Genomic DNA, 24,777 nt, shown 5'->3' with positions numbered 1-24,777 from the left:
GAATAAAAAGAATTTGCCTGGCGGCAGTAGCGCGGTGGTCCCACCTGACCCCATGCCGAACTCAGAAGTGAAACGCCGTAGCGCCGATGGTAGTGTGGGGTCTCCCCATGCGAGAGTAGGGAACTGCCAGGCATCAAATAAAGCACAGAACCTCAGCGAAAGCTGGGGTTTTTTGCTATTTGGCGTGTGTAAAAGGGCGAAAAGCCGGGTCAACTGCCACGAAAAGCGGGCCCCTGTCTGACGACAGGGGCCTTTTTACGTCTGTAAGTGGCTAAATCATGCAATAATCGCTAAAATTTTCGTCATTATTTTCACTCTTCGGTTTTCAGATCTCGGAAAAGCGGTGAAAAACAGTCGCGTCAGCCCGCACAGGATCGGGTAAACTAAGGCTAATTAAGCCACGAATGAGTAACATGCGTTATGTCGAGTCACGACACATCACTGAAAAACCTTAATACCTTCGCTATTGAAGCGCAGGCGTCAAAAATTATCACGGCGACGCGAAATGAGCATCTGACAGATGCCTGGTATTTGGCCAAGGAAAATCATCAGCCAATGTTGCTGCTTGGTGAAGGAAGTAACGTCCTGTTTCTGGAGAACTTTACCGGTATTGTGGTGGTAAATCGCCTAAAAGGCATCGAAATTACACAAACAGACAGTGAATGGCTACTCCACGTTGGAGCTGGTGAAAACTGGCATCAGCTGGTCTGCCATACTTTAGAAAATAACATCGGCGGTTTAGAAAATCTTGCGTTAATTCCGGGATGCGTTGGCTCTGCGCCAATCCAGAACATTGGCGCCTACGGCATTGAGCTGCAAAGCCTGTGCAGCTACGTTGATTTACTTAACCTTGATAACGGTGAAGTACTGCGTCTGTTGGCTATCGATTGCCTGTTTGGCTATCGTGAAAGTATCTTCAAACATGCTTATCGCGAAGGCTATGCCATTGTCGCTGTAGGATTACATTTGCCTAAACAGTGGCATCCTAAGCTGACTTATGGGGATTTGACGCGCATGGACCCCGTAACGGTCACACCAAAGCAGATATTTGATTCCGTATGTGCCATGCGCCGCAGCAAATTACCAGATCCTGCTAAAACAGGTAACGCGGGCAGCTTCTATAAGAATCCAATTGTTGATGCCGAAAGTGCAGAGGCACTGCGCATCGATTACCCAAATATGCCGATATACCCACAGGCCGACGGCAAGGTGAAACTTGCGGCAGGCTGGCTGGTCGAAAACGCTGGCCTGAAAGGTTTTAAAATAGGCGGAGCTTCAGTACATCAACAGCAGGCTTTAGTGCTGATTAACCAAGATAATGCCACCAGTCAGGACGTTGTTGCGCTCGCACGCCACGTTCGCCAGCAGGTTGCAGACAAGTTTTCCGTGTGGTTGGAGCCCGAGGTGCGATTTATCTCCGCTCTGGGTGAAGTGAACGCAGTTGAGGCTTTATCATGAAAGACATCACCGTGCCGCTGCGCCTGATTTCTATTCTGTCCAACGGTGAATTTCATTCCGGAGAACAGCTTGGAACTGAACTGGGCATGAGCAGAGCCGCCATTAACAAACATATTCAAACCGTACGAGAGTGGGGATTAGATATCTTCACTGTGCCGGGTAAAGGCTACAGACTACCGGCGCCGATACAGCTGTTGAATAGCGATAAAATCCTCGCGGCTTTGCCAGAAGGAAAGGTAGACGTTCTTCCGGTTATTGATTCAACCAATCAATATTTAATGGACCGCATTCACCAGCTTAACTCAGGTGATGCTTGCGTGGCTGAATACCAGCAGGCTGGCAGAGGGCGTCGTGGGCGCAAGTGGTTTTCACCCTTCGGCTCTAACCTTTATCTTTCAATGTATTGGAAATTGGATCAGGGTCCTGCAGCGGCTATGGGACTGAGTCTGGTTATTGGTATTGTGATGGCGGAAGTGATGCAACGCCTGGGTGCTGCCGATGTCAGAGTGAAATGGCCAAACGATCTGTACCTGAAAGATCGCAAGCTTGCGGGTATCTTAGTCGAATTAACGGGTAAAACGGGCGATGCGGCACATTTGGTTATCGGCGCCGGTATTAATCTTCGTATGCGCGAACCGGCGGCTGATATCATCAATCAGGGGTGGATTAACCTGCAGGAAGCCGGTATTGATATCGATCGCAATGAACTGACGGTCACTTTACTGAAAGACCTGCGGGCAGCGTTACGCCAATTCGAGTTGGATGGGCTTGCACCGTTTATTATACGCTGGCGCAATATTGATAATTTCCTCGATCGCCCGGTTAAATTGCTGATTGGCGATAAGGAAATACACGGTATCGAACGTGGTATTGATCAGCAGGGCGCACTATTGCTCGAAATTGATGGGGAAATTAAGACTTATATCGGCGGTGAAATATCTTTGCGCGGCCTTTGAAGTCGAGAATTTTATAGCTAATTAATAAGAAAGGGAGGCAATTATGTCTCCCTTTCTTATTTTAGAAATTATTTTCGCAGCCGGACATTTTCTACTGCGTGATTTGCACTCTTTGTCATAATTAGACTGGCGCGCTCGCGTGTAGGTAAGATATTTTCTTTTAGATTCAGTCCGTTAATGTCGTTCCACAGTCCGGTAGCAATTTGAACAGCTTCGGCTTCAGGCAGTTTGGAATAATGGTGGAAATAAGAATCGGGATCTGAGAAGGCGCCCTGACGGAATTTCAGGAAGCGATTGATGTACCAACTTTGTAATAAATCTTCTGGGGCATCAACATAAATAGAAAAATCGACAAAGTCCGACACAAATACACGATGTGGATCATGAGGATAATCCATCCCGCTTTGCAGAACGTTGAGACCTTCAAGTATCAGTATATCCGGCTGATTAATGACTTTATTGCCGTCGGGGATGACGTCATAAATCAAATGCGAATAGACCGGCGCACTGACGTTTTTAGCACCCGATTTAACTTCGGATACAAACTTCACCAGCTGCTGGATATCGTATGACTGCGGGAACCCCTTTTTCTTCATGATCCCACGCTCGTTGAGCGTTTTGTTGGGATAGAGGAAACCGTCGGTTGTAATCAACTCTACACTGCGATGCTCAGGCCAGCGGCTTAACAGGGCCTGAAGCAGACGCGCCGTCGTGCTTTTACCCACCGCAACGCTGCCGGCAATGCCAATCACATAAGGGATTTTTTGCCCATCGGTTCCTAAAAACTGCTCAAGAACTGCCTGGCGGCGCAGGTTGGAGCTGATGTAGAAATTTAGCAGACGCGAAAGCGGCAGGTAGATTTGCGCAACTTCTTCAAGAGACAGGTCCTCGTTGATACCTTTCAGTTTCATGATTTCCGCTTCTTTGAGCGTTAACGGCACTGAATCACGTAGGGCTGCCCACTGAGTTCTGTCGAACTGTAGGTATGGGGTTGCCAAAGATAAGTCTCTTTTCTTCATAAGTTAAAGTCTGCCTGTTAGCGCAGGTCAGGAAAGGCGCTGCACGCCAACTCCAGACAGTAAACCAGCTGGCTATTATAGACAGCTTGCTTTCAGGCGTAGACATTTTTCTTATTTACTTATCGATTTCTTTGATTGAGTTAAAACATTTTTGAAAAAAAAGACATGAAAAATGGGGTCATAAACCCCTAACCCTCTGTTAACTAATTGTTAATTATAGAGAGGCAATTAATTTACGGTCCGTGAGGGGAGCGGAGCGTTCGGGATCAAGCGCTTATAATAAAGCCTGTCGAGCTGGGGAGATGCGTAGGACTCAGGCGAATCAGTCGATTTTTTACCAGAGCATCGGTAACCCTGCGCGCGATAAAAAGCCTCCGCGGCGCTGCCTGCCTGTATATCGAGTGACAGCAGCCCACGGCGCAGACTAAAAGCCGTATTCTCCAGTTCCCGCATAAGCTGCTTCGCCACACCCTGCCTTCTGGCTGCCGTATCCACCACTAACGTCGATACGGTACCGCATTGCCGCAAAGTATCACTTGCCGCTAACTCAAGCTGTACTGTTCCTATTAGCCCCTGCTCACTGCGGGCAATCCATAATAATCGCTGATGCCTCGACATGGCCTCACGCAAGTCATGGAAAAATGCTTCGCTGACGACAGGGGAGTCTTCATTGCAAAGCCACCCCGGCTGGCCTCCCGCATGGGCATCGCAAAACAGTTCAGCCAGTTCTTCGCGGTATATAGGCAACGTTGCGGCATTGAGCAGGACAATTTTCATATTCGCTTCTCCAAAGAAGGATGTGGGAGTATGGGATATCAGGAAAAAACTCTCATTCATCTCTTATCCATAACCAAAGCAATAAGCGCGCCAACTAAAAAACCCCAAATAACAGGTAGCGTTGCTGCTGCTGGGGAGAGACCTGGCACAAAAGTGTGCGTTAGATCACTCTTTTGGTGCAAAGAGGGAGAGCGGATTTATCCGTGAGAAGAAATGAATCGCCACTTTTTTCCTTTTTTTGAATCGCGCCCCACCGAAAGCGCAAGGAGGATGTGTAAAATAACGGCTCAACTGGCTGCTCTTTAAGCAATAAAGAGACTAAAATGGGCCTGAAAGCACTATTTTGAATAAAACATGAGCTAACGAACAATTATCTCAATTTTTTTGTTGCATGACCCGCCAAGTCCCCCTAGAATGCGCAGCACTTGATGCCGGCTTAGCTCAGTTGGTAGAGCAACTGACTTGTAATCAGTAGGTCACCAGTTCGATTCCGGTAGCCGGCACCATCAAGTACTTAACACAATTAGGTGGGGTTCCCGAGCGGCCAAAGGGAGCAGACTGTAAATCTGCCGTCATCGACTTCGAAGGTTCGAATCCTTCCCCCACCACCATCTTCCTCTGCGAGGTAGAAACGGCAGTCGCCGAATCAACCAGCCAGCAGAGTGAAAGATGAAAGTTTACAACCTTGAGTCTCCTGGCTTTCATTTAAATGAAACAGCAAGGGTCTTGAGGTGAAGGTGCGGAATTAAGTGTTTCATCGCCTTGTCCCCACCTTGATGTTCTTCAGAAAAATCAGGTAGCCGGGTTCTAGGATGCGGGCATCGTATAATGGCTATTACCTCAGCCTTCCAAGCTGATGATGTGGGTTCGATTCCCACTGCCCGCTCCAACTAACTAGATGTGCTGATATAGCTCAGTTGGTAGAGCGCACCCTTGGTAAGGGTGAGGTCGGCAGTTCGAATCTGCCTATCAGCACCACTTCTAAATTCATCCCCCTGATTTTCTTCTGAAACTTAATTCAAACAAGCAATTGCTTGGTTGATGTGGTGATACCACCGATCTAACCGTGTCTCAGAGGGACAATCGATGTCTAAAGAAAAGTTTGAACGTTCTAAACCGCACGTCAACGTTGGTACTATCGGCCACGTTGACCACGGCAAAACTACCCTGACTGCTGCTATCACCACCGTTCTGGCTAAAACCTACGGCGGTTCTGCTCGTGCATTCGACCAGATCGATAACGCACCAGAAGAAAAAGCACGTGGTATCACCATCAACACCTCTCACGTTGAGTACGATACCCCAGCTCGTCACTACGCGCACGTTGACTGCCCAGGGCACGCCGACTACGTGAAAAACATGATTACCGGTGCTGCTCAGATGGACGGCGCTATCCTGGTTGTTGCTGCGACTGATGGCCCAATGCCACAGACTCGTGAGCACATCCTGCTGGGTCGTCAGGTTGGCGTTCCTTACATCATCGTGTTCATGAACAAATGTGACATGGTTGATGATGAAGAGCTGCTGGAACTGGTAGAAATGGAAGTTCGTGAACTTCTGTCTATGTACGACTTCCCAGGCGATGATCTGCCAGTCGTTCGTGGTTCAGCGCTGAAAGCACTGGAAGGCGACGCTGAGTGGGAAGCTAAAATCATTGAGCTGGCCGGTTTCCTGGATTCTTACATCCCAGAACCAGAGCGCGCAATTGACAAGCCATTCCTGCTGCCAATCGAAGACGTATTCTCCATCTCCGGCCGTGGTACAGTTGTTACCGGTCGTGTAGAGCGCGGTATCGTTAAAGTTGGCGAAGAAGTAGAAATCGTAGGTATCAAAGACACCGTTAAGTCTACCTGTACCGGCGTTGAAATGTTCCGTAAACTGCTTGACGAAGGTCGTGCAGGCGAGAACGTAGGTGTTCTGCTGCGCGGTATCAAGCGTGAAGACATCGAACGTGGTCAAGTATTGGCTAAACCAGGTTCAATCAAACCACACACCAAATTTGACTCAGAAGTCTATATCCTGAGCAAAGATGAAGGCGGCCGTCATACTCCGTTCTTCAAAGGCTACCGTCCACAGTTCTACTTCCGTACAACTGACGTGACCGGTACCATCGAACTGCCAGAAGGCGTAGAGATGGTAATGCCAGGTGACAACGTGAACATGGTTGTGACCCTGATCCACCCAATCGCGATGGACGACGGCCTGCGTTTCGCAATCCGTGAAGGCGGTCGTACTGTTGGTGCTGGTGTTGTTGCTAAAGTTATCGCTTAATCGCTGATAGTTTTTTGTCACTTTACGTTGACGCAATACACACTAAAAGGGCATCATTCGATGCCCTTTTCTACGCTATAGCGTTAGAACCTATCTCATCAGCGATTTATACGTCATAATCATTGGTGAGATAGGCTCTCAGAGATAGCGTAAACACCGAGTGTACGCTCTTGCAGAGCATCAATCGGTTTGGTTTGCCTCGCAATGCGAGGCAAAGTTGTTTGTTCTGATTCATTGTGACGGGTTGGTTTATGAGTGCGAATACCGAGGCTCAAGGGAGCGGGCGCGGCCTGGAAGCGGTTAAGTGGATTGTTGTAGCCGTTTTACTGGTCGTAGCTATTGTCGGTAACTATTATTACCGTGCATATAGCCTGCCGTTACGTGCGTTGGCAGTTGTCGTTGTTATTGCTATTGCTGGTGCAGTAGCCCTGATGACGATTAAAGGCAAAGCAACTGTCGCCTTCGCGCGAGAAGCACGTACAGAAGTACGTAAAGTAATTTGGCCTACACGCCAGGAAACATTGCATACCACACTGATCGTGGCTGCTGTTACGGCAGTAATGTCACTGATTCTTTGGGGCCTGGATGGTATTCTGGTCCGTCTGGTATCCTTCATTACTGGCTTGAGGTTCTAAAATGTCTGAAGCACCTAAAAAACGTTGGTACGTCGTTCAGGCGTTTTCCGGCTTTGAAGGCCGCGTGGCTCAATCGCTGCGTGAGCACATCAAATTGCACGACATGGAAGAGTTGTTCGGTGACGTGATGGTTCCTACCGAGGAAGTTGTTGAAATCCGCGGTGGGCTGCGTCGCAAAAGCGAGCGTAAATTCTTCCCGGGTTATGTGCTGGTTCAGATGGTGATGAACGATGCCAGCTGGCACCTTGTTCGTAGCGTTCCGCGCGTGATGGGTTTCATCGGCGGCACCTCGGACAGGCCAGCACCAATCAGTGATAAAGAAGTTGATGCCATCATGAATCGCCTGCAGCAAGCCGGTGATAAACCACGTCCGAAAACTCTGTTCGAGCCGGGCGAGCTGGTTCGCGTCAACGACGGTCCTTTTGCAGACTTCAACGGCGTTGTCGAAGAAGTGGACTACGAAAAAAGCCGCCTGAAAGTTTCTGTTTCCATCTTTGGCCGTGCTACACCGGTTGAACTGGACTTCGGACAGGTAGAGAAGGGTTAATCACCTTCACCGCCGCGTTCACGCAGCGGGCAATAAATAACCTGGTTCAGGTGTTGTATGAGGCGCGAAATTAAACTATAATTTCGCGCCTTTTGTTTTTATGCTCAGCAAAAATGCTGAACGCCGGTCCTTAAGACGGGTGACGACATGGCGCTGTGCTTAAAAACGCATACTTAAGTAATTAAGTATCAAAGCTAGATATCGAAAACCACGGGGAGCCTCTTCAAAAAGGCGCTAATACCCAACTGAGGAAATTAACATGGCCAAGAAAGTACAAGCCTACGTCAAGCTGCAAGTTGCAGCCGGCGCTGCTAACCCAAGTCCACCGGTCGGTCCGGCACTGGGTCAGCAAGGTGTTAACATCATGGAATTCTGTAAGGCGTTCAATGCTAAGACTGAAAGCATCGAAAAAGGTCTGCCGATCCCTGTTGTTATTACCGTTTATTCTGACCGTTCTTTCACCTTCGTTACCAAAACGCCTCCAGCAGCAGTTCTGCTGAAGAAAGCGGCTGGTATCAAGTCTGGTTCCGGCAAGCCGAACAAAGACAAAGTAGGTACTGTAACGAGCACTCAGGTTCGTGAAATCGCAGAAACCAAAGCTGCGGACATGACTGGTTCTGACGTGGAAGCAATGGTTCGCTCCATCGAAGGTACCGCTCGTTCCATGGGCCTGGTAGTAGAGGGATAAGAAATGGCTAAGCTGACCAAGCGCTTGCGCGTGATCCGTGACAAAGTTGATACTACTAAACAGTATGAAATCAACGAAGCTTTAGCCCTGCTCAAAGAGCTGGCTACCGCTAAATTCGTAGAAAGCGTAGACGTTGCCGTTAACCTCGGTATCGACGCACGTAAATCTGACCAAAACGTTCGTGGTGCTACCGTTCTGCCTAACGGCACCGGTCGTTCCGTTCGCGTTGCTGTCTTCGCCCAAGGTGCAAACGCTGAAGCTGCTAAAGCTGCAGGCGCTGAGCTGGTAGGTATGGAAGACCTGGCTGACCAGATCAAGAAAGGCGAAATGAACTTCGACGTTGTTATCGCATCTCCAGATGCAATGCGCGTTGTAGGTCAATTGGGCCAAGTTCTTGGTCCACGCGGTCTGATGCCAAACCCGAAAGTGGGTACTGTAACTCCTAACGTTGCTGAAGCAGTTAAGAACGCTAAAGCGGGTCAGGTTCGTTATCGTAACGACAAAAACGGCATCATTCACACCACCATCGGTAAAGTTGACTTTGACGCTGACAAGCTGAAAGAAAACTTGGAAGCACTGCTGGTTGCGTTGAAGAAAGCCAAGCCTTCACAGGCTAAAGGCGTGTTCATCAAGAAAGTTAGCCTGTCCACCACCATGGGCGCTGGCGTTTCTGTTGATCAGAGCGGCCTTTCAGCAACAGTTGCCTAACTTTTAAAAGTTAGAATAAGCACTGCTTGCTTTTATCGCTTTACGTGGGCGATAGATTTGTCTAAAATCTATCCCCCGTTCGTTTTTTTAAAAAGCGATAGTGTTTCGGTCGAACGAAACCAAGAATTTTTCGGTTGGAGCCTGGCCTATCCAGGCCTCCGTCCAAGACCGCAGGAGTCTTGCAAAAGACTTAATATTTCCTGCGTAGACGGTGACAGAGCCTGAATAAAAATTTTTCTTTTTAAGAATTGTTTTACTGGATTCTCTGCTCACCGTGTTTGAACGCTTATTTCCGATCCCGGTTATAAGTGATGTGAGTTCCGGGGATTTTCCCCGGCTAAATCCAGGAGCTAAAGCTAATGGCATTAAATCTTCAAGACAAACAAGCGATTGTTGCTGAAGTCAACGAAGTAGCCAAAGGCGCGCTGTCTGCGGTTGTTGCGGATTCTCGCGGCGTTACCGTAGATAAAATGACTGAACTGCGTAAAGCAGGTCGTGAAGCTGGCGTTTACATGCGTGTTGTTCGTAACACCTTGATGCGCCGCGTCGTTGAAGGTACTCCATTCGAGTGCCTGAAAGACACGTTTGTTGGTCCAACCTTGATCGCGTTTTCTCATGAACACCCAGGCGCTGCTGCCCGTTTGTTCAAAGATTTCGCTAAAGCGAACGCTAAGTTCGAGGTTAAAGCTGCGGCCTTTGAAGGTGAGTTCATTTCAGCCGATCAAATCGATCGTCTGGCAACTCTGCCTACTTACGATGAAGCAGTCGCACGCCTGATGGCAACCATGAAAGAAGCCGCTGCCGGCAAATTGGTTCGCACATTGGCTGCTGTTCGCGATCAGAAAGAAGAAGCTACTGCTGCTTAATCAGCAACTTCCTTTCTTATCACGTTTCGCTTACGTATAAACTATTTCTGTTTTCTAGGAACAAATCTAAATGTCTATCACTAAAGACCAAATCATTGAAGGCGTTGCAGCTCTGTCTGTAATGGAAATCGTAGAACTGATCGCTGCGATGGAAGAGAAATTCGGCGTTTCTGCTGCTGCTGCTGTTGCTGGCCCTGCTGCCGCTGCTGAAGCTGTAGAAGAGAAAACCGAGTTTGACGTTGTACTGAAAGGTATCGGCGCAAACAAAGTTGCAGTAATCAAAGCTGTTCGTAGCGCAACTGGCCTGGGCTTGAAAGAAGCTAAAGACCTGGTTGAGTCTGCACCAGCAGCTCTGAAAGAAGGCATCAGCAAAGACGACGCTGAAGCACTGAAAAAAGCTCTGGAAGAAGCTGGCGCTGAAGTTGAAGTTAAATAAGCCACTGCTTTCTGAGTGCAGTCTGTTTTAATTAACAGACTGATGGCTGGTGACTTTTTAGTCACCAGCCTTTTTGCGCTATAGAGTGTCAGTGGTGTTTCACACTGTTTGACCACTGAATTACTCCGATATCTCTTTCTATTTTACGACTTAATATATTGCCGCCGCTTGCCTTGGCTCATCCAGGGATAATGCGCAACGAAATGATTTAAGAGTGGTAGTGACGGATATTGCGGAAAGTGTTTCGACTTTCCGATCGACAGAAATGGTGTTGCATGAACTGTCCATCCGGACAGACAAGATTGGGTCACTGATCAGCGAGCTGAGGAACCCTATGGTTTACTCCTATACCGAAAAGAAACGCATCCGTAAGGATTTTGGGAAACGTCCACAAGTTTTGGATATTCCTTATCTCCTTTCTATCCAGCTTGACTCGTTCCAGAAGTTTATCGAGCAAGACTCGGAAGGCCAACACGGTCTGGAAGCAGCATTCCGTTCCGTATTTCCTATTAAGAGCTACAGCGGAAACTCTGAGCTGCAATACGTTAGCTACCGTCTCGGTGAGCCGGTGTTCGACGTTAAAGAATGCCAGATCCGCGGTGTAACGTATTCCGCGCCACTGCGCGTGAAACTGCGTCTGGTAATTTACGAACGCGAAGCACCAGAAGGTACGGTCAAAGACATCAAGGAACAAGAAGTCTATATGGGCGAAATTCCGCTCATGACCGAAAATGGTACCTTTGTGATTAACGGTACTGAGAGGGTTATCGTATCTCAGCTTCACCGTAGTCCAGGCGTATTCTTTGACAGCGATAAGGGCAAAACCCACTCTTCGGGTAAAGTGCTGTACAACGCACGTATCATCCCTTACCGCGGTTCATGGTTGGACTTCGAGTTTGACCCGAAAGACAACCTGTTTGTACGTATTGACCGTCGCCGCAAACTGCCAGCGACCATCATTCTGCGTGCACTAAGCTACACCACAGAACAGATCCTTGACCTGTTCTTTGACAAGGTTATCTACCAGATCCGCGACAACAAGTTGCAGATGGAACTGGTACCTGAGCGCCTGCGCGGTGAAACAGCTTCCTTTGATATCGAAGCTGACGGCAAAGTCTATATCGAAAAAGGCCGCCGTATTACTGCACGTCATATTCGTCAGCTTGAAAAAGATGACATTCAGCGCATCGAAGTTCCTGTTGAGTACATCGCAGGGAAAGTCGTTTCTAAAGACTACATCGACACCAATACCGGTGAGCTGATTGTTCCTGCGAACATGGAATTGTCTCTGGACCTGTTGGCTAAACTGAGCCAGGCCGGACACAAAACCATTGAAACGCTGTTCACCAATGACCTCGATCATGGCGCGTACATGTCCGAGACCATTCGCGTCGACCCAACCAGCGATCGCTTAAGCGCTCTGGTTGAGATCTACCGTATGATGCGCCCTGGTGAGCCGCCAACTCGCGAAGCTGCTGAAAGCCTGTTTGAGAACCTGTTCTTCTCTGAAGATCGTTACGACCTGTCTGCTGTAGGCCGTATGAAGTTCAACCGTTCTCTGCTGCGTGATGAAATCGAAGGTTCAGGTATCCTGAGCAAAGACGACATCATCCAGGTTATGAAAAAGCTGATCGGCATTCGTAACGGCATTGGCGAAGTGGATGATATCGACCACTTGGGCAACCGTCGTATTCGTTCTGTCGGCGAAATGGCTGAAAACCAGTTCCGTGTAGGTCTGGTCCGTGTTGAGCGTGCGGTTAAAGAGCGTCTGTCTCTTGGCGACCTCGATACCCTGATGCCTCAGGACATGATCAACGCCAAGCCGATTTCGGCGGCGGTGAAAGAGTTCTTCGGCTCAAGCCAGCTTTCACAATTTATGGACCAGAACAACCCGTTGTCTGAAATCACGCATAAGCGTCGTATTTCTGCACTGGGCCCGGGCGGTTTGACCCGTGAGCGTGCTGGCTTTGAAGTTCGAGACGTACACCCGACTCACTACGGTCGCGTATGTCCAATCGAAACGCCAGAAGGTCCAAACATCGGTCTGATCAACTCCTTGTCTGTTTATGCACAGACCAATGAGTATGGTTTCCTCGAAACGCCTTATCGCCGCGTGCGCGAAGGTGTGGTGACTGATGAAATCAACTATCTGTCAGCCATTGAAGAAGGTAACTTCGTTATTGCTCAGGCGAACTCCAACCTGAGTGAAGAAGGCCACTTCCTGGAAGACCTGGTTACCTGTCGTAGCAAAGGCGAATCAAGCCTGTTTAGCCGCGATCAGGTTGACTATATGGACGTATCTACCCAGCAGATCGTATCCGTTGGTGCTTCACTGATTCCATTCTTGGAACACGATGACGCCAACCGTGCATTGATGGGTGCGAACATGCAACGTCAGGCTGTACCTACTCTGCGCGCTGACAAGCCGCTGGTGGGTACCGGTATGGAACGTGCTGTAGCGGTTGACTCCGGCGTTACTGCCGTTGCCAAACGTGGCGGTACTGTTCAGTACGTGGATGCATCCCGTATCGTTATCCGTGTTAACGAAGACGAGATGTACCCGGGCGAAGCAGGTATCGACATTTATAACCTGACCAAATACACCCGTTCTAACCAGAACACCTGCATCAACCAGATGCCTTGTGTGAATCTGGGTGAGCCAATCGAGCGCGGCGACGTGCTGGCAGATGGCCCATCAACAGACCTGGGTGAATTGGCACTGGGCCAAAACATGCGCGTCGCGTTCATGCCTTGGAACGGTTACAACTTCGAAGACTCCATCTTGGTGTCCGAGCGTGTTGTTCAGGAAGACAGATTTACCACCATCCACATTCAAGAACTGGCGTGCGTGTCTCGTGACACCAAGCTGGGGCCGGAAGAGATAACTGCCGACATCCCTAACGTGGGTGAAGCAGCGCTGTCCAAGCTGGATGAATCCGGTATCGTTTATATCGGTGCTGAAGTGACCGGTGGTGACATTCTGGTTGGTAAGGTAACGCCTAAAGGTGAAACCCAGCTGACGCCAGAAGAGAAACTGCTGCGCGCTATCTTCGGTGAGAAAGCGTCTGATGTTAAAGACTCTTCTCTGCGTGTACCAAACGGTGTTTCCGGTACGATTATCGACGTTCAGGTCTTTACCCGCGATGGCGTGGAAAAAGACAAGCGTGCGTTGGAAATCGAAGACATGCAGTTGAAGCAGGCTAAGAAAGACCTGACTGAAGAGCTGCAGATCCTGGAAGCCGGTTTGTTCTCACGTATCCATTCAGCGCTGGTTAGCGGTGGTATTGAAGCTGAGAAGCTTGCAAAACTGCCACGCGATCGCTGGTTGGAACTGTCTCTGACCGACGAAGACAAACAAAACCAGTTGGAACAGCTGGCCGAACAGTACGACGAATTGAAGTCAGAGTTTGAGAAAAAACTCGATGCCAAACGTCGTAAAATCACCCAAGGCGATGACCTGGCACCTGGCGTGCTGAAAATCGTTAAAGTGTATCTGGCCGTTAAACGTCAGATTCAACCGGGTGACAAAATGGCCGGTCGTCACGGTAACAAAGGTGTTATCTCCAAGATCAACCCGATCGAAGATATGCCTTACGATGCAGACGGTACGCCGGTTGACATCGTACTGAACCCGCTGGGCGTTCCGTCTCGTATGAACATCGGTCAGATTCTGGAAACCCACTTGGGTATGGCAGCGAAAGGTATTGGTGAAAAAATCAATGCCATGCTGAAGAAACAGGAAGAAGTTTCCAAGCTGCGCGAGTTCATTCAGAGAGCCTATGATTTGGGCGACGACGTTCGTCAGAAAGTTGACTTGAACACCTTCACCGACGACGAAGTATTGCGTCTGGCTGAGAACCTGAAAAAAGGTATGCCAATCGCAACACCAGTCTTCGACGGTGCCAAAGAGACTGAAATCAAGCAGCTGCTTGAGATGGGCGGTATTCCGACCTCAGGTCAGATTACACTGTTTGACGGCCGTACCGGTGAGCAGTTCGAGCGCCAGGTTACTGTCGGCTACATGTACATGCTGAAACTGAACCACCTTGTCGATGACAAGATGCACGCGCGTTCTACCGGTTCTTACAGCCTCGTTACTCAGCAGCCGCTGGGTGGTAAGGCGCAGTTCGGTGGTCAGCGCTTCGGTGAGATGGAAGTATGGGCACTTGAAGCATATGGTGCCGCTTATACCCTGCAAGAGATGCTAACCGTGAAGTCCGATGACGTTAACGGCCGTACCAAAATGTATAAAAACATTGTGGATGGCGATCATCGTATGGAACCGGGTATGCCGGAATCCTTCAACGTATTGTTGAAAGAGATCCGTTCCCTGGGTATCAACATCGAGCTGGAAGACGAGTAAGTTTGCCCCCAATATTTCGAGCTGCAGGAAGGCGACCCGCACCTGTAGCTTGAATTATTGCAGAAACACTCGAATTCACTGTGGTCACAGGGGTGCCTGCCTGTTTACCAGTAGACAGCAGGTGCCTAACAGGTCTAACCAGACGGGAGCCAATCCGTGAAAGACTTACTAAAGTTTCTGAAAGCGCAAACTAAGACCGAAGAGTTTGATGCGATCAAAATTGCTCTGGCATCGCCAGACATGATCCGTTCTTGGTCTTTTGGTGAAGTTAAGAAGCCAGAAACCATTAACTACCGTACGTTCAAACCAGAACGTGACGGCCTTTTCTGCGCCCGTATTTTCGGACCAGTAAAAGATTACGAATGCCTGTGCGGTAAGTACAAGCGTTTGAAACACCGTGGCGTGATCTGCGAGAAGTGCGGCGTTGAAGTGACCCAGACTAAAGTACGCCGTGAGCGTATGGGCCACATCGAACTGGCATCTCCTACTGCACACATCTGGTTCCTGAAATCTTTGCCATCGCGCATCGGTTTACTGCTGGATATGCCACTGCGCGACATCGAACGTGTCCTGTACTTCGAATCCTATGTGGTTATCGAAGGCGGCATGACTAACCTCGAAAAACGCCAGATCCTGACTGAAGAGCAGTATCTTGACGCGTTGGAAGAGTTTGGTGACGAGTTCGACGCCAAGATGGGTGCAGAAGCTATTCAGGCCCTGTTGAAAAACATGGATCTGGAAGCAGAGTGCGAGCAGCTGCGTGAAGAGTTGAACGAAACCAACTCCGAAACCAAGCGTAAGAAACTGACCAAGCGCATCAAGCTGCTGGAAGCGTTCGTACAGTCTGGCAACAAGCCAGAGTGGATGATCCTGACCGTGCTGCCTGTGCTGCCGCCAGACTTGCGTCCATTGGTTCCGTTGGACGGTGGTCGTTTCGCAACGTCAGATCTGAATGACCTGTATCGTCGCGTGATCAACCGTAACAACCGTTTGAAACGCCTGCTTGACCTGGCTGCGCCAGACATCATCGTACGTAACGAAAAACGTATGCTGCAAGAAGCGGTAGATGCTTTGCTGGATAACGGCCGTCGCGGTCGTGCAATTACCGGCTCCAACAAGCGTCCGCTGAAATCTCTGGCAGACATGATTAAAGGTAAACAGGGTCGTTTCCGTCAGAACTTGCTGGGTAAACGTGTCGACTATTCAGGTCGTTCCGTTATCACCGTAGGTCCATACCTGCGTCTGCACCAGTGTGGTCTGCCGAAGAAAATGGCTCTCGAGCTATTCAAACCGTTCATCTACGGCAAGCTGGAACTGCGTGGTCTTGCTACCACCATCAAAGCTGCCAAGAAGATGGTTGAGCGCGAAGAAGCTGTCGTTTGGGATATCCTCGACGAAGTTATCCGCGAACACCCGGTACTGCTGAACCGTGCACCAACCCTGCACCGTTTGGGTATCCAGGCGTTTGAACCTGTATTGATCGAAGGTAAGGCAATTCAGCTTCACCCGCTGGTTTGTGCGGCATACAACGCCGACTTCGATGGTGACCAAATGGCAGTACACGTTCCACTGACGCTTGAAGCTCAGTTGGAAGCGCGTGCCCTGATGATGTCTACCAACAACATTCTGTCACCAGCGAACGGCGAGCCAATCATCGTTCCTTCACAGGACGTTGTATTGGGTCTTTACTACATGACCCGTGACTGTGTTAACGCCAAAGGCGAAGGCATGGTACTGACTGGCCCGAAAGAAGCTGAGCGTGTTTACCGCGCCGGTCTTGCTTCTCTGCATGCTCGCGTAAAAGTGCGTATTACAGAAGAGATCAAGAATACCGAAGGCGAAGTGACTCACCGGACTTCTATTATCGATACGACGATTGGCCGCGCCATCCTTTGGATGATCGTACCTACAGGTCTGCCGTTCTCTATCGTTAACCAGCCGTTGGGCAAAAAAGCTATCTCCAAAATGCTGAACACCTGTTACCGCATTTTGGGCCTGAAGCCGACCGTTATTTTTGCTGACCAGACCATGTACACCGGTTTTGCCTATGCAGCACGCTCAGGTGTGTCTGTAGGTATCGATGACATGGTTATCCCTGCCAAGAAAGCAGAGATTATCGATGAAGCAGAAACCGAAGTTGCCGAGATTCAAGAGCAGTTCCAGTCTGGTCTGGTAACCGCTGGCGAACGCTACAACAAGGTAATCGATATCTGGGCCGCAGCGAACGAACGTGTTGCTAAGGCCATGATGGAAAACTTGTCTGTCGAAGACGTCGTCAACCGTGAAGGCGTTGTTGAGCAGCAGGTTTCCTTCAACAGCATCTTTATGATGGCCGACTCCGGTGCGCGTGGTTCACCTGCGCAGATTCGTCAGCTGGCCGGTATGCGTGGCCTGATGGCCAAGCCGGACGGTTCCATCATTGAAACGCCAATCACCGCGAACTTCCGTGAAGGTTTGAACGTACTTCAGTACTTCATCTCAACCCACGGTGCGCGTAAAGGCTTGGCGGATACCGCACTTAAAACGGCTAACTCCGGTTATCTGACCCGTCGTCTGGTTGACGTGGCGCAGGACTTGGTTGTTACCGAAGACGACTGTGGTACTCATGAAGGTATCCTGATGACTCCGGTCATCGAAGGCGGCGACGTTAAAGAACCACTGCGTGAGCGTGTACTGGGCCGTGTTACGGCTGAAGACATCCTCAAGCCGGGTACTGCGGACATTCTTGTTCCGCGTAACACCCTGCTTCACGAGAAGACGTGTGATCTGTTAGAAGAGAACTCTGTCGACAGCGTGAAAGTGCGTTCTGTTGTAAGTTGTGAAACCGACTTTGGTGTGTGTGCAAACTGCTACGGTCGCGACCTGGCACGTGGTCACATCATCAATAAAGGTGAAGCGATCGGCGTTATTGCAGCACAGTCAATCGGTGAGCCAGGTACACAGCTGACGATGCGTACGTTCCACATCGGTGGTGCGGCATCTCGTGCGGCGGCAGAATCAAGCATTCAGGTTAAGAACACCGGTACGATTAAGCTGAGCAACCACAAGCACGTTAGCAATGCTAACGGCAAACTGGTTATCACTTCTCGTAACACCGAGCTGAAACTGATCGACGAATTCGGTCGTACCAAAGAAAGCTACAAAGTGCCTTACGGTTCTGTAATGGGTAAAGGTGATGGACAACCTGTTGTTGGCGGCGAAACCGTTGCTAACTGGGATCCGCACACCATGCCAGTCATCAGTGAAGTGAGTGGTTTCATTCGCTTTACCGATATTGTCGATACCCTGACCATCACCCGTCAGACTGACGACCTTACCGGTTTGTCTTCTCTGGTCGTGTTGGACTCTGCAGAGCGTAACGCAGCCGGTAAAGACCTGCGTCCAGCGCTGAAAATCGTTGATGCCAAAGGCAACGACGTATTGATCCCAGGTACAGATATGCCTGCTCAATACTTCCTGCCGGGTAAAGCGATTGTACAGCTGGAAGACGGTACGCAGATTCACTCTGGTGACACCCTTGCGCGTATTCCTCAGGAATCCAGCGGTACCAAGGACATCACCGGTGGTCTGCCACGCGTTGCTGACTTGTTCGAAGCGCGTCGTCCGAAAGAGCCTGCAATCCTTGCTGAAATCAGCGGGATCATCTCGTTCGGTAAAGAGACCAAAGGCAAACGTCGTCTGGTAATTTCTCCGTTGGATGGCAGCGATGCTTACGAAGAAATGATCCCTAAATGGCGTCAGCTGAACGTGTTCGAGGGTGAGGTTGTGGAACGTGGTGACGTCGTATCCGACGGCCCTGAGTCTCCACACGACATTCTGCGTCTTCGTGGTGTGCATGCGGTTACCCGTTACATCACCAACGAAGTGCAGGAAGTTTACCGTCTGCAAGGCGTTAAGATTAACGATAAACACATTGAAGTTATCGTTCGTCAGATGCTGCGTAAAGGCACCATCGTTAGCGCGGGCGGCACCGACTTCCTGGAAGGCGAGCAGGCAGAAATGTCTCGCGTTAAAATCGCTAACCGTAAGCTGGAAGCTGAAGGCAAAATCACGGCAACATTCAGCCGCGACCTGCTGGGTATCACCAAGGCATCCTTGGCGACCGAGTCCTTCATCTCTGCAGCATCGTTCCAGGAAACGACGCGTGTTCTTACCGAAGCCGCTGTTGCGGGTAAACGTGATGAACTTCGCGGCCTGAAAGAGAACGTAATTGTGGGCCGTCTGATCCCAGCCGGTACCGGTTACGCTTATCACCAGGAACGTGCTCGCCGTAAAGCTCTGGGCGATGTGCCTGTTGTAGCGCCAGTTAGCGCTGACGAAGCAACGGCTAACCTGGCCGAGTTGCTGAACGCAGGTTTTGGTAACAGCAACGATTAATTCGTCCTGTTAACCAAGCAATAAAAAACCGCTCCTCGGAGCGGTTTTTTTTTATCTACAATCTGCCAAATTGATTAACTAAGAGGACGACCAAAATGCTGATCCCAATCCTTCCATACCGGTTGTAATCCTGCCTGTTTCAGCGCCTCGGCGACGTGAGCGGGTGGACGATTGTCGTGCGGCTCGAACTGCTCCAGCTCCGGCTTGTCGTCTGCGGCATAACCACCCGGCTGGGTTTTAGACCCGGCGCTGACGGTGGTAATAGCCAGCGGGATCACGTGGTCGCGGAAGTAGGGCGACTCTCGGGTTGAAAGTGAAAGCTCGACATCGGGGGCAAACAGCCGGAAGGCGCAAATCAGCTGCACCAGCTGTTTTTCGTTGAGTATCGAAGCCGGTTCTATCCCGCCTGCGCAAGGTCGCAAACGTGGAAACGCCACCGAATAGCGGCTTTGCCAATAAGTTTGCTGCAGATAAAACAGATGTTCCGCCACCATGTAGCTGTCGGTCCGCCAATTGCTCGACAAGCCGAACAGCGCGCCTAAACCAATCTTGTCTATTCCTGCGCGACCCAAACGGTCGGGTGTTTCGAGCCGCCAGAAGAAATCCTGTTTTTGACCACGAAGATGGTGCAACGCATAGGTCGGTGCGTGATAGGTTTCCTGATAGACCAGCACCCCGTCGAGACCCAGCGTTTTCAGCTCGGCATACTCCTGCTGCTCCAGCGGCTGTACTTCAATCATCAATGAACTGAAATGTCGGCGAATAGCTGGAAAGTGGCGGCGAAAATAGTCCATTCCTACTTTGGTCTTATGCTCGCCGGTGACCAGCAGCAAATGTTTAAAGCCGAGCGCGTTAAGCGCCTCGCACTCTTTTTCGATCTCAACGTCGTCCAAGGTTTTGCGCTTGATCTTGTTACTCATCGAAAAGCCGCAGTAGGTACACTCGTTGGCGCAAAGATTGGAAAGATACAGTGGGGCAAAAAAACTCACCGTATTACCAAAGCGTTGGCGGGTAAGCTGCTGTGCTTTTTGCGCCATCGGCTCAAGGTAAGGTAGCGCCGCCGGGGAGATAAGCGCCATAAAATCTTCGCGACTGACCCGAGGGCTGCTTAATGCCCGCTCAACGTCTGCCGCCGTTTTACTGTTGATGCGCAGTGAGATATCGTCCCAGTCCAGCGTCTGCCAGTGGTCTTGAAAACCCGTTCCTCGATACTCCTTCATGGTCAGACGTTCTCCAGAAACTGAGTCAACGGACTTGAGGCGTGGGCGCGAAATGATTTGCCGCCGAGTCCACTGACATTTGCCAACCGTCCGGCTTCAACGGCAAGCTTAAACGCCGTCGCCATTGCCACTGGGTCACCCGCGACGGCAATGGCGGTGTTCACCAGTACCGCATCGGCACCCAATTCCAGAGCCTCAGCCGCCTGACTCGGCGCGCCAATTCCCGCATCAACCACTACCGGCACGTTGGACTGTTCGATAATAATGCGCAGGAATTCTCGCGTTTGCAGCCCCTGATTTGATCCAATCGGCGCACCCAGCGGCATGACCGCCGCACATCCGACTTCTTCGAGACGTTTGCACAGCACGGGATCCGCGCTACAGTAAGGGAGAACCACAAACCCCTGTTTTACCAACGTTTCTGCAGCTTTTAAGGTTTCTACCGCATCGGGAAGCAGGTATTTGAGATCCGGATGAATTTCGAGTTTTATCCAACGTGTGCCCAGCGCTTCACGCGCCAGCTGGGCGGCAAACACTGCCTCTTCCGCCGTTTTCGCGCCAGAGGTGTTGGGTAACAGATGAACACCCAACTCCTGTAGCGGACGCAAAATATCATCACCGCCGCGTTTAAGATCAACCCGTTTCATCGCCATGGTCACCAACTGTGAGCCAGACGCGGAAATCGCCTGCTGCATTACTGCGGCGCTAGAGAATTTCCCCGTTCCGGTGAACAGTCGGGAGGTAAAAGTGGTATCAGCAATTTTTAGCATCGGGTTATCCTCCGGCAATGGCTTGAAATACAACGATGTTGTCCCCGTCTTGCAGCAGGTATTGTGACCACTGCGGGCGGGGAATAATCACTTGATTAACGGCAAGCGCACTGCCGGATTGAGGTTGTTCAAGAAAAATTAACAGGCTGTGCACCGTCAGCGGGGCATCGAATGGGTAATCGACATCGTTGACCGTAACTTTCATTAAAGGCCTCCGCAGACGGGGCAATCTTTCGACGGTGCCAGTTGCAGCGTTCGCCAACTTTGCTGTTTTCCGTCGAACAAGCGCAGTTTTCCACTCAGCGGGCTTGCGCAACCGGCCAGCATTTTTATAGCTTCCAGCGCCTGAAGCGTGCCAATAACGCCCACTACCGGACCTAAAACACCGGCGGTACGGCAGTTGCGGGTCGGTGTTTCTAAATCTGGATACAGGCAGCGGTAGCAGCCGTGAGAATAGGGTGCCTCGATCACCAGCAGTTGGCCGCTGAAGCCGACCGCGCTGCCGCTAATCAATGGCTTCCCACCTTCCACGCAGGCTTTATTCACCGCGTGGCGAGTTTCCATGTTGTCGCTACAGTCCAATATCAGATCGGCGCGCGCCACAATGCCCTGCAAATTTTCCCCGTTTAAACGATGGGTGAATACTTCTGTCTCACACAGCGGGTTAAGCTTACCCAGCTCGCGCTGGGCTATTTTGGCTTTTAAACTTTCTGCATCCGCCGTGCGATACAAAATCTGCCGCTGAAGATTGGAAACGTGCAGCGTGTCATCGTCGGCGAGAAACAGCGTACCCACGCCCGCCGCCGCCAGATAAAGCGCGGCTGGTGAGCCAAGACCCCCGAGGCCGACAATAAGCACTTTTGCCGCGCGGATTTTTTCTTGCCCTTCCATGCCGACGTCTTCCAGCAACAGTTGGCGGCTATAGCGCATAAACTCATTATCGTTGAGCATGGTTATCGTCCCGATAAGGGCAAAGCTGGAGTAATTCCTCCGTGGCCGCGCGCCAGTCATGCGCCTTGGTGATAGCACTGACCACGGCCACGCTGCCTACGCCGCATGCCATGACTGATTGCACGCGCTCGAGGCTAATGCCGCCGATGGCTACCGTCGGAAACGCGCCATTCAACTGCTTTATATGGCGGGCTAGCTCTTCCAGACCCTGAGGCGCCGAAGGCATCTCCTTGGTTTGCGTAGGAAAAATGTGCCCAAGCGCAATATAAGAAGGCCGCACGCTGACCGCCCGCGCCAGCTCGGCGTCGTCATGGGTCGAAACGCCCAATCGCAGGCCGGCGGCGTGGATAGCCAACAGGTCGGTAGTATCCAGATCCTCTTGGCCCAGATGAATTCCATAAGCCTGATGCTTAACCGCCAGACGCCAGTAGTCATTGATAAACAGTCGCGCCTGATATTCGCGGCCCAACGCGATAGCGTCGATAATGGCCGGTTCAACCTCGGCGTCGGGCAGGTTTTTTATCCGCAGTTGCAGCGTTTTCACACCGGCCTGCAGGAGTCTGCGTACCCACTCGAGGCTATCGACGACCGGATAGAGGCCAAGATAGTAGGGCACTTCGGGAAAGGGAGAGGTGGGAATCTTCATTTACCTACCCCCACTTCCACGTTGTCTGCCGGATGATAAAGCTCACTGCCGCGCTGGCGAAATTCTGCCGACATCTGCGACATTCCCGTTTCGACCACGTCAATAGGAATAGCCTTGGCCTCCAGCGCGGCGGCGTACTCGCGTACTTCCTGAGTAATTTTCATCGAACAGAATTTTGGGCCACACATTGAGCAGAAGTGGGCGACTTTGCCCGATTCTTGCGGCAGCGTTTCGTCGTGATAGGCGCGGGCAGTGGCGGGATCCAGCGCCAGATTGAACTGATCTTCCCAGCGGAATTCAAAGCGCGCTTTCGACATGGCATTGTCACGGATCTGCGCACCCGGATGCCCCTTCGCCAGATCCGCAGCGTGTGCGGCGATCTTGTAAGTGATCAGCCCCTGTTTCACGTCCTCTTTATTGGGTAAACCAAGGTGCTCTTTCGGCGTGACGTAGCACAGCATGGCGCAGCCAAACCAGCCGATCATCGCAGCACCAATGCCGGAGGTAAAGTGATCGTATCCCGGTGCAATATCGGTGGTGAGCGGCCCAAGGGTGTAAAATGGAGCTTCGTGGCACTTCTCCAACTCTTCGGTCATGTTGCGGCGGATCATTTGCATCGGCACGTGCCCCGGGCCTTCAATCATTACCTGCACGTCATACTCCCAGGCAATTTTGGTCAGCTCGCCAAGGGTTTGCAGCTCGGCAAACTGCGCTTCATCGTTGGCATCCTGAATGGAACCCGGACGCAGGCCGTCGCCCAGTGAAAGCGACACATCATACGCGGCACAGATTTCACAAATTTCACGGAAATGCAGATACAGGAAGCTCTCTTTGTGATGCGACAGGCACCACTTCGCCATAATTGAGCCTCCGCGCGACACGATACCGGTCAGGCGTTTGGCGGTCATCGGCACATAGCGCAGCAGGACACCGGCGTGAATAGTAAAGTAATCAACACCTTGCTCTGCCTGTTCCAGCAGCGTATCGCGGAACATCTCCCAGTTGAGGTCTTCGGCGACGCCGTTTACTTTCTCCAGCGCCTGATAGATAGGCACAGTTCCAATCGGTACCGGACTGTTGCGCATAATCCATTCACGGGTCTCGTGAATATAGCGACCGGTAGAAAGGTCCATCACCGTATCCGCGCCCCAGCGGGTTGACCACACCAGTTTTTCAACCTCCTCTTCAATCGAGGAGGTCACCGCCGAGTTACCGATATTGGCGTTAATTTTCACCAAAAAGTTGCGGCCAATAATCATCGGCTCAGATTCTGGGTGATTAATATTGGCGGGAATAATAGCGCGACCGGCGGCCACTTCATCACGCACAAACTCAGGGGTGATATTTTGTGGCAGATTGGCGCCAAAACTTTCGCCCGGATGCTGCTGCAGCAGGACTTCACCGCGAATACGCTCACGGCCCATGTTTTCGCGCAGCGCAATATATTCCATTTCTGGGGTAACAATTCCCTGACGGGCATAGTGCATCTGGGTCACACATTTACCGTGTTTAGCCTTACGCGGACGCGGCAGGTGTTCGAAACGCAGGTGATCCAGACCTTCGTCTGCCATGCGCTGCTGGGTGAAACCGGAGCTCACCTGCGGCAGTTGTTCTGTGTCCTGGCGGGCTTCAATCCAGGCAGTGCGAACTTTATCCAGCCCGCGATGCACGTCAATGTTGGACTCCGGATCGCCGTAGGGGCCTGCGGTGTCATAGACCGGGATTGCTTCGTTATCTTCAAATTTAGGATTGTCTTTGCTGCCGCCGACCATCGTCGGGCTGAGCTGGATCTCACGCATTGGCACCTGAATATCGTCGCGGGTGCCCTGCAGATAAATACGTTTCGAGTTTGGGAAGGCAACGCCCTGCAGGCTATCAATAAAAGCCTGAGCTTCGGCGCGTTGTTGGCGACGATTGCTGGTTTTTTTTACCGGAGCGTTCGGCAGGTCTTGGGTGTTCGACATAGCAAATTCCTCGTTATTAGCGAAAGGGAAAATTGCTTGTCAGGAGGTTTACGGCGGGAGTAAAGCGGTGTTTCCGGCCCTCGTCACACGGCGTTTCTGCGGTGAAGAACGCGGCGATGAAAACC

Annotated in this window: 19 protein-coding genes, 4 tRNA genes and 1 rRNA gene; 16 read left to right on the top strand and 8 right to left on the bottom strand. The window is 51.0% G+C overall.

Translation table 11 applies throughout. The features are described 5' to 3' along the window. Positions 1-16 precede the first annotated feature (16 nt). The 3 genes from rrf to birA all read left to right on the top strand — a co-directional run bounded on the left by rrf (position 17) and on the right by birA (position 2,414). Positions 17-132 (top strand): 5S ribosomal RNA (rrf, locus tag GA565_RS23515). Between the two features lie 288 nt (positions 133-420). Further along, positions 421-1,458 carry a UDP-N-acetylmuramate dehydrogenase gene (gene murB, locus GA565_RS23510; protein WP_152201197.1) on the top strand — a complete coding sequence of 346 codons (1,038 nt, stop codon included), beginning with the start codon at positions 421-423 and terminating at the stop codon, positions 1,456-1,458. Then, positions 1,455-2,414 (top strand): bifunctional biotin--[acetyl-CoA-carboxylase] ligase/biotin operon repressor BirA, encoded by a 960-nt coding sequence (gene birA / locus GA565_RS23505; RefSeq protein ID WP_152201195.1) that lies wholly within the window; start codon positions 1,455-1,457, stop codon positions 2,412-2,414. Before murB ends, birA begins: the two co-directional genes overlap by 4 nt. Before the next feature lie 68 nt (positions 2,415-2,482). Here birA and coaA read toward each other — a convergent pair whose 3' ends face one another. Then, on the bottom strand, positions 2,483-3,433 hold the full coding sequence (gene coaA / locus GA565_RS23500) for a type I pantothenate kinase (RefSeq protein ID WP_152201194.1): 951 nt from the start codon (positions 3,431-3,433) through the stop codon (positions 2,483-2,485). Between the two features lie 228 nt (positions 3,434-3,661). Then, positions 3,662-4,210 (bottom strand): GNAT family N-acetyltransferase, encoded by a 549-nt coding sequence (locus tag GA565_RS23495; RefSeq protein ID WP_152201192.1) that lies wholly within the window; start codon positions 4,208-4,210, stop codon positions 3,662-3,664. 430 nt (positions 4,211-4,640) lie between these two features. Here GA565_RS23495 and GA565_RS23490 point away from each other — a divergent pair. The 13 genes from GA565_RS23490 to rpoC all read left to right on the top strand — a co-directional run bounded on the left by GA565_RS23490 (position 4,641) and on the right by rpoC (position 19,101). Further along, positions 4,641-4,716: transfer RNA gene (locus GA565_RS23490), tRNA-Thr, on the top strand. A 20-nt stretch (positions 4,717-4,736) separates the two neighbouring features. After that, a tRNA-Tyr gene (locus tag GA565_RS23485) sits at positions 4,737-4,821 on the top strand. Between the two features lie 203 nt (positions 4,822-5,024). Beyond that, positions 5,025-5,099: transfer RNA gene (locus tag GA565_RS23480), tRNA-Gly, on the top strand. Between the two features lie 13 nt (positions 5,100-5,112). Next, positions 5,113-5,188: transfer RNA gene (locus tag GA565_RS23475), tRNA-Thr, on the top strand. 108 nt (positions 5,189-5,296) lie between these two features. Further along, positions 5,297-6,481 carry an elongation factor Tu gene (tuf, locus tag GA565_RS23470; RefSeq protein WP_152201191.1) on the top strand — a complete coding sequence of 395 codons (1,185 nt, stop codon included), beginning with the start codon at positions 5,297-5,299 and terminating at the stop codon, positions 6,479-6,481. Between the two features lie 251 nt (positions 6,482-6,732). Further along, positions 6,733-7,116, top strand: a complete 384-nt coding sequence (gene secE / locus GA565_RS23465; RefSeq protein WP_055773965.1) for a preprotein translocase subunit SecE — start codon at positions 6,733-6,735, stop codon at positions 7,114-7,116. 1 nt (position 7,117) lies between these two features. After that, entirely contained in the window at positions 7,118-7,663 is a 546-nt protein-coding gene (gene nusG, locus GA565_RS23460) for a transcription termination/antitermination protein NusG (protein ID WP_055773967.1), read from the top strand. Positions 7,664-7,922: 259 nt separating this feature from the next. After that, on the top strand, positions 7,923-8,351 hold the full coding sequence (rplK, locus tag GA565_RS23455) for a 50S ribosomal protein L11 (protein ID WP_055773969.1): 429 nt from the start codon (positions 7,923-7,925) through the stop codon (positions 8,349-8,351). Positions 8,352-8,354: 3 nt separating this feature from the next. After that, positions 8,355-9,059, top strand: coding sequence for a 50S ribosomal protein L1 (rplA, locus tag GA565_RS23450; protein WP_055773971.1), 705 nt, complete (start codon positions 8,355-8,357; stop codon positions 9,057-9,059). Positions 9,060-9,418: 359 nt separating this feature from the next. Next, complete coding sequence (gene rplJ, locus GA565_RS23445; RefSeq protein WP_055773973.1) at positions 9,419-9,925, top strand: 50S ribosomal protein L10; 507 nt, start codon at positions 9,419-9,421, stop codon at positions 9,923-9,925. 70 nt (positions 9,926-9,995) lie between these two features. Further along, entirely contained in the window at positions 9,996-10,361 is a 366-nt protein-coding gene (gene rplL, locus GA565_RS23440; RefSeq protein WP_055773975.1) for a 50S ribosomal protein L7/L12, read from the top strand. A gap of 334 nt (positions 10,362-10,695) precedes the next feature. Continuing rightward, entirely contained in the window at positions 10,696-14,724 is a 4,029-nt protein-coding gene (gene rpoB, locus GA565_RS23435; RefSeq protein WP_055773977.1) for a DNA-directed RNA polymerase subunit beta, read from the top strand. 156 nt (positions 14,725-14,880) lie between these two features. Further along, complete coding sequence (gene rpoC, locus GA565_RS23430) at positions 14,881-19,101, top strand: DNA-directed RNA polymerase subunit beta' (protein ID WP_152201189.1); 4,221 nt, start codon at positions 14,881-14,883, stop codon at positions 19,099-19,101. Between the two features lie 74 nt (positions 19,102-19,175). Here rpoC and thiH read toward each other — a convergent pair whose 3' ends face one another. The 6 genes from thiH to thiC are packed head-to-tail and all read right to left on the bottom strand — an operon-like array spanning position 19,176 to position 24,652. After that, positions 19,176-20,321 carry a 2-iminoacetate synthase ThiH gene (gene thiH / locus GA565_RS23425; RefSeq protein WP_152201187.1) on the bottom strand — a complete coding sequence of 382 codons (1,146 nt, stop codon included), beginning with the start codon at positions 20,319-20,321 and terminating at the stop codon, positions 19,176-19,178. A 2-nt stretch (positions 20,322-20,323) separates the two neighbouring features. Further along, entirely contained in the window at positions 20,324-21,091 is a 768-nt protein-coding gene (locus tag GA565_RS23420; RefSeq protein ID WP_152201186.1) for a thiazole synthase, read from the bottom strand. A gap of 4 nt (positions 21,092-21,095) precedes the next feature. Beyond that, positions 21,096-21,296 (bottom strand): sulfur carrier protein ThiS, encoded by a 201-nt coding sequence (thiS, locus tag GA565_RS23415; RefSeq protein ID WP_152201184.1) that lies wholly within the window; start codon positions 21,294-21,296, stop codon positions 21,096-21,098. Further along, positions 21,296-22,042, bottom strand: a complete 747-nt coding sequence (locus GA565_RS23410) for a HesA/MoeB/ThiF family protein (protein WP_084984287.1) — start codon at positions 22,040-22,042, stop codon at positions 21,296-21,298. The genes thiS and GA565_RS23410 overlap by 1 nt, the downstream gene beginning before the upstream one ends. Next, complete coding sequence (thiE, locus tag GA565_RS23405) at positions 22,029-22,688, bottom strand: thiamine phosphate synthase (protein WP_152201182.1); 660 nt, start codon at positions 22,686-22,688, stop codon at positions 22,029-22,031. The genes GA565_RS23410 and thiE overlap by 14 nt, the downstream gene beginning before the upstream one ends. Then, the gene (gene thiC, locus GA565_RS23400; RefSeq protein WP_152201180.1) at positions 22,685-24,652 is read right to left on the bottom strand and encodes a phosphomethylpyrimidine synthase ThiC; all 1,968 of its coding nucleotides are present in this window, start codon (positions 24,650-24,652) and stop codon (positions 22,685-22,687) included. Before thiC ends, thiE begins: the two co-directional genes overlap by 4 nt. Positions 24,653-24,777: the final 125 nt, after the last annotated feature.

The sequence above is a fragment of the Rouxiella sp. S1S-2 genome, assembly GCF_009208105.1.
Lineage (GTDB): Bacteria > Pseudomonadota > Gammaproteobacteria > Enterobacterales > Enterobacteriaceae > Rouxiella.
Note: the sequence above shows the minus strand (reverse complement) of the source record. Positions and strands in the feature narration are given on the sequence as shown.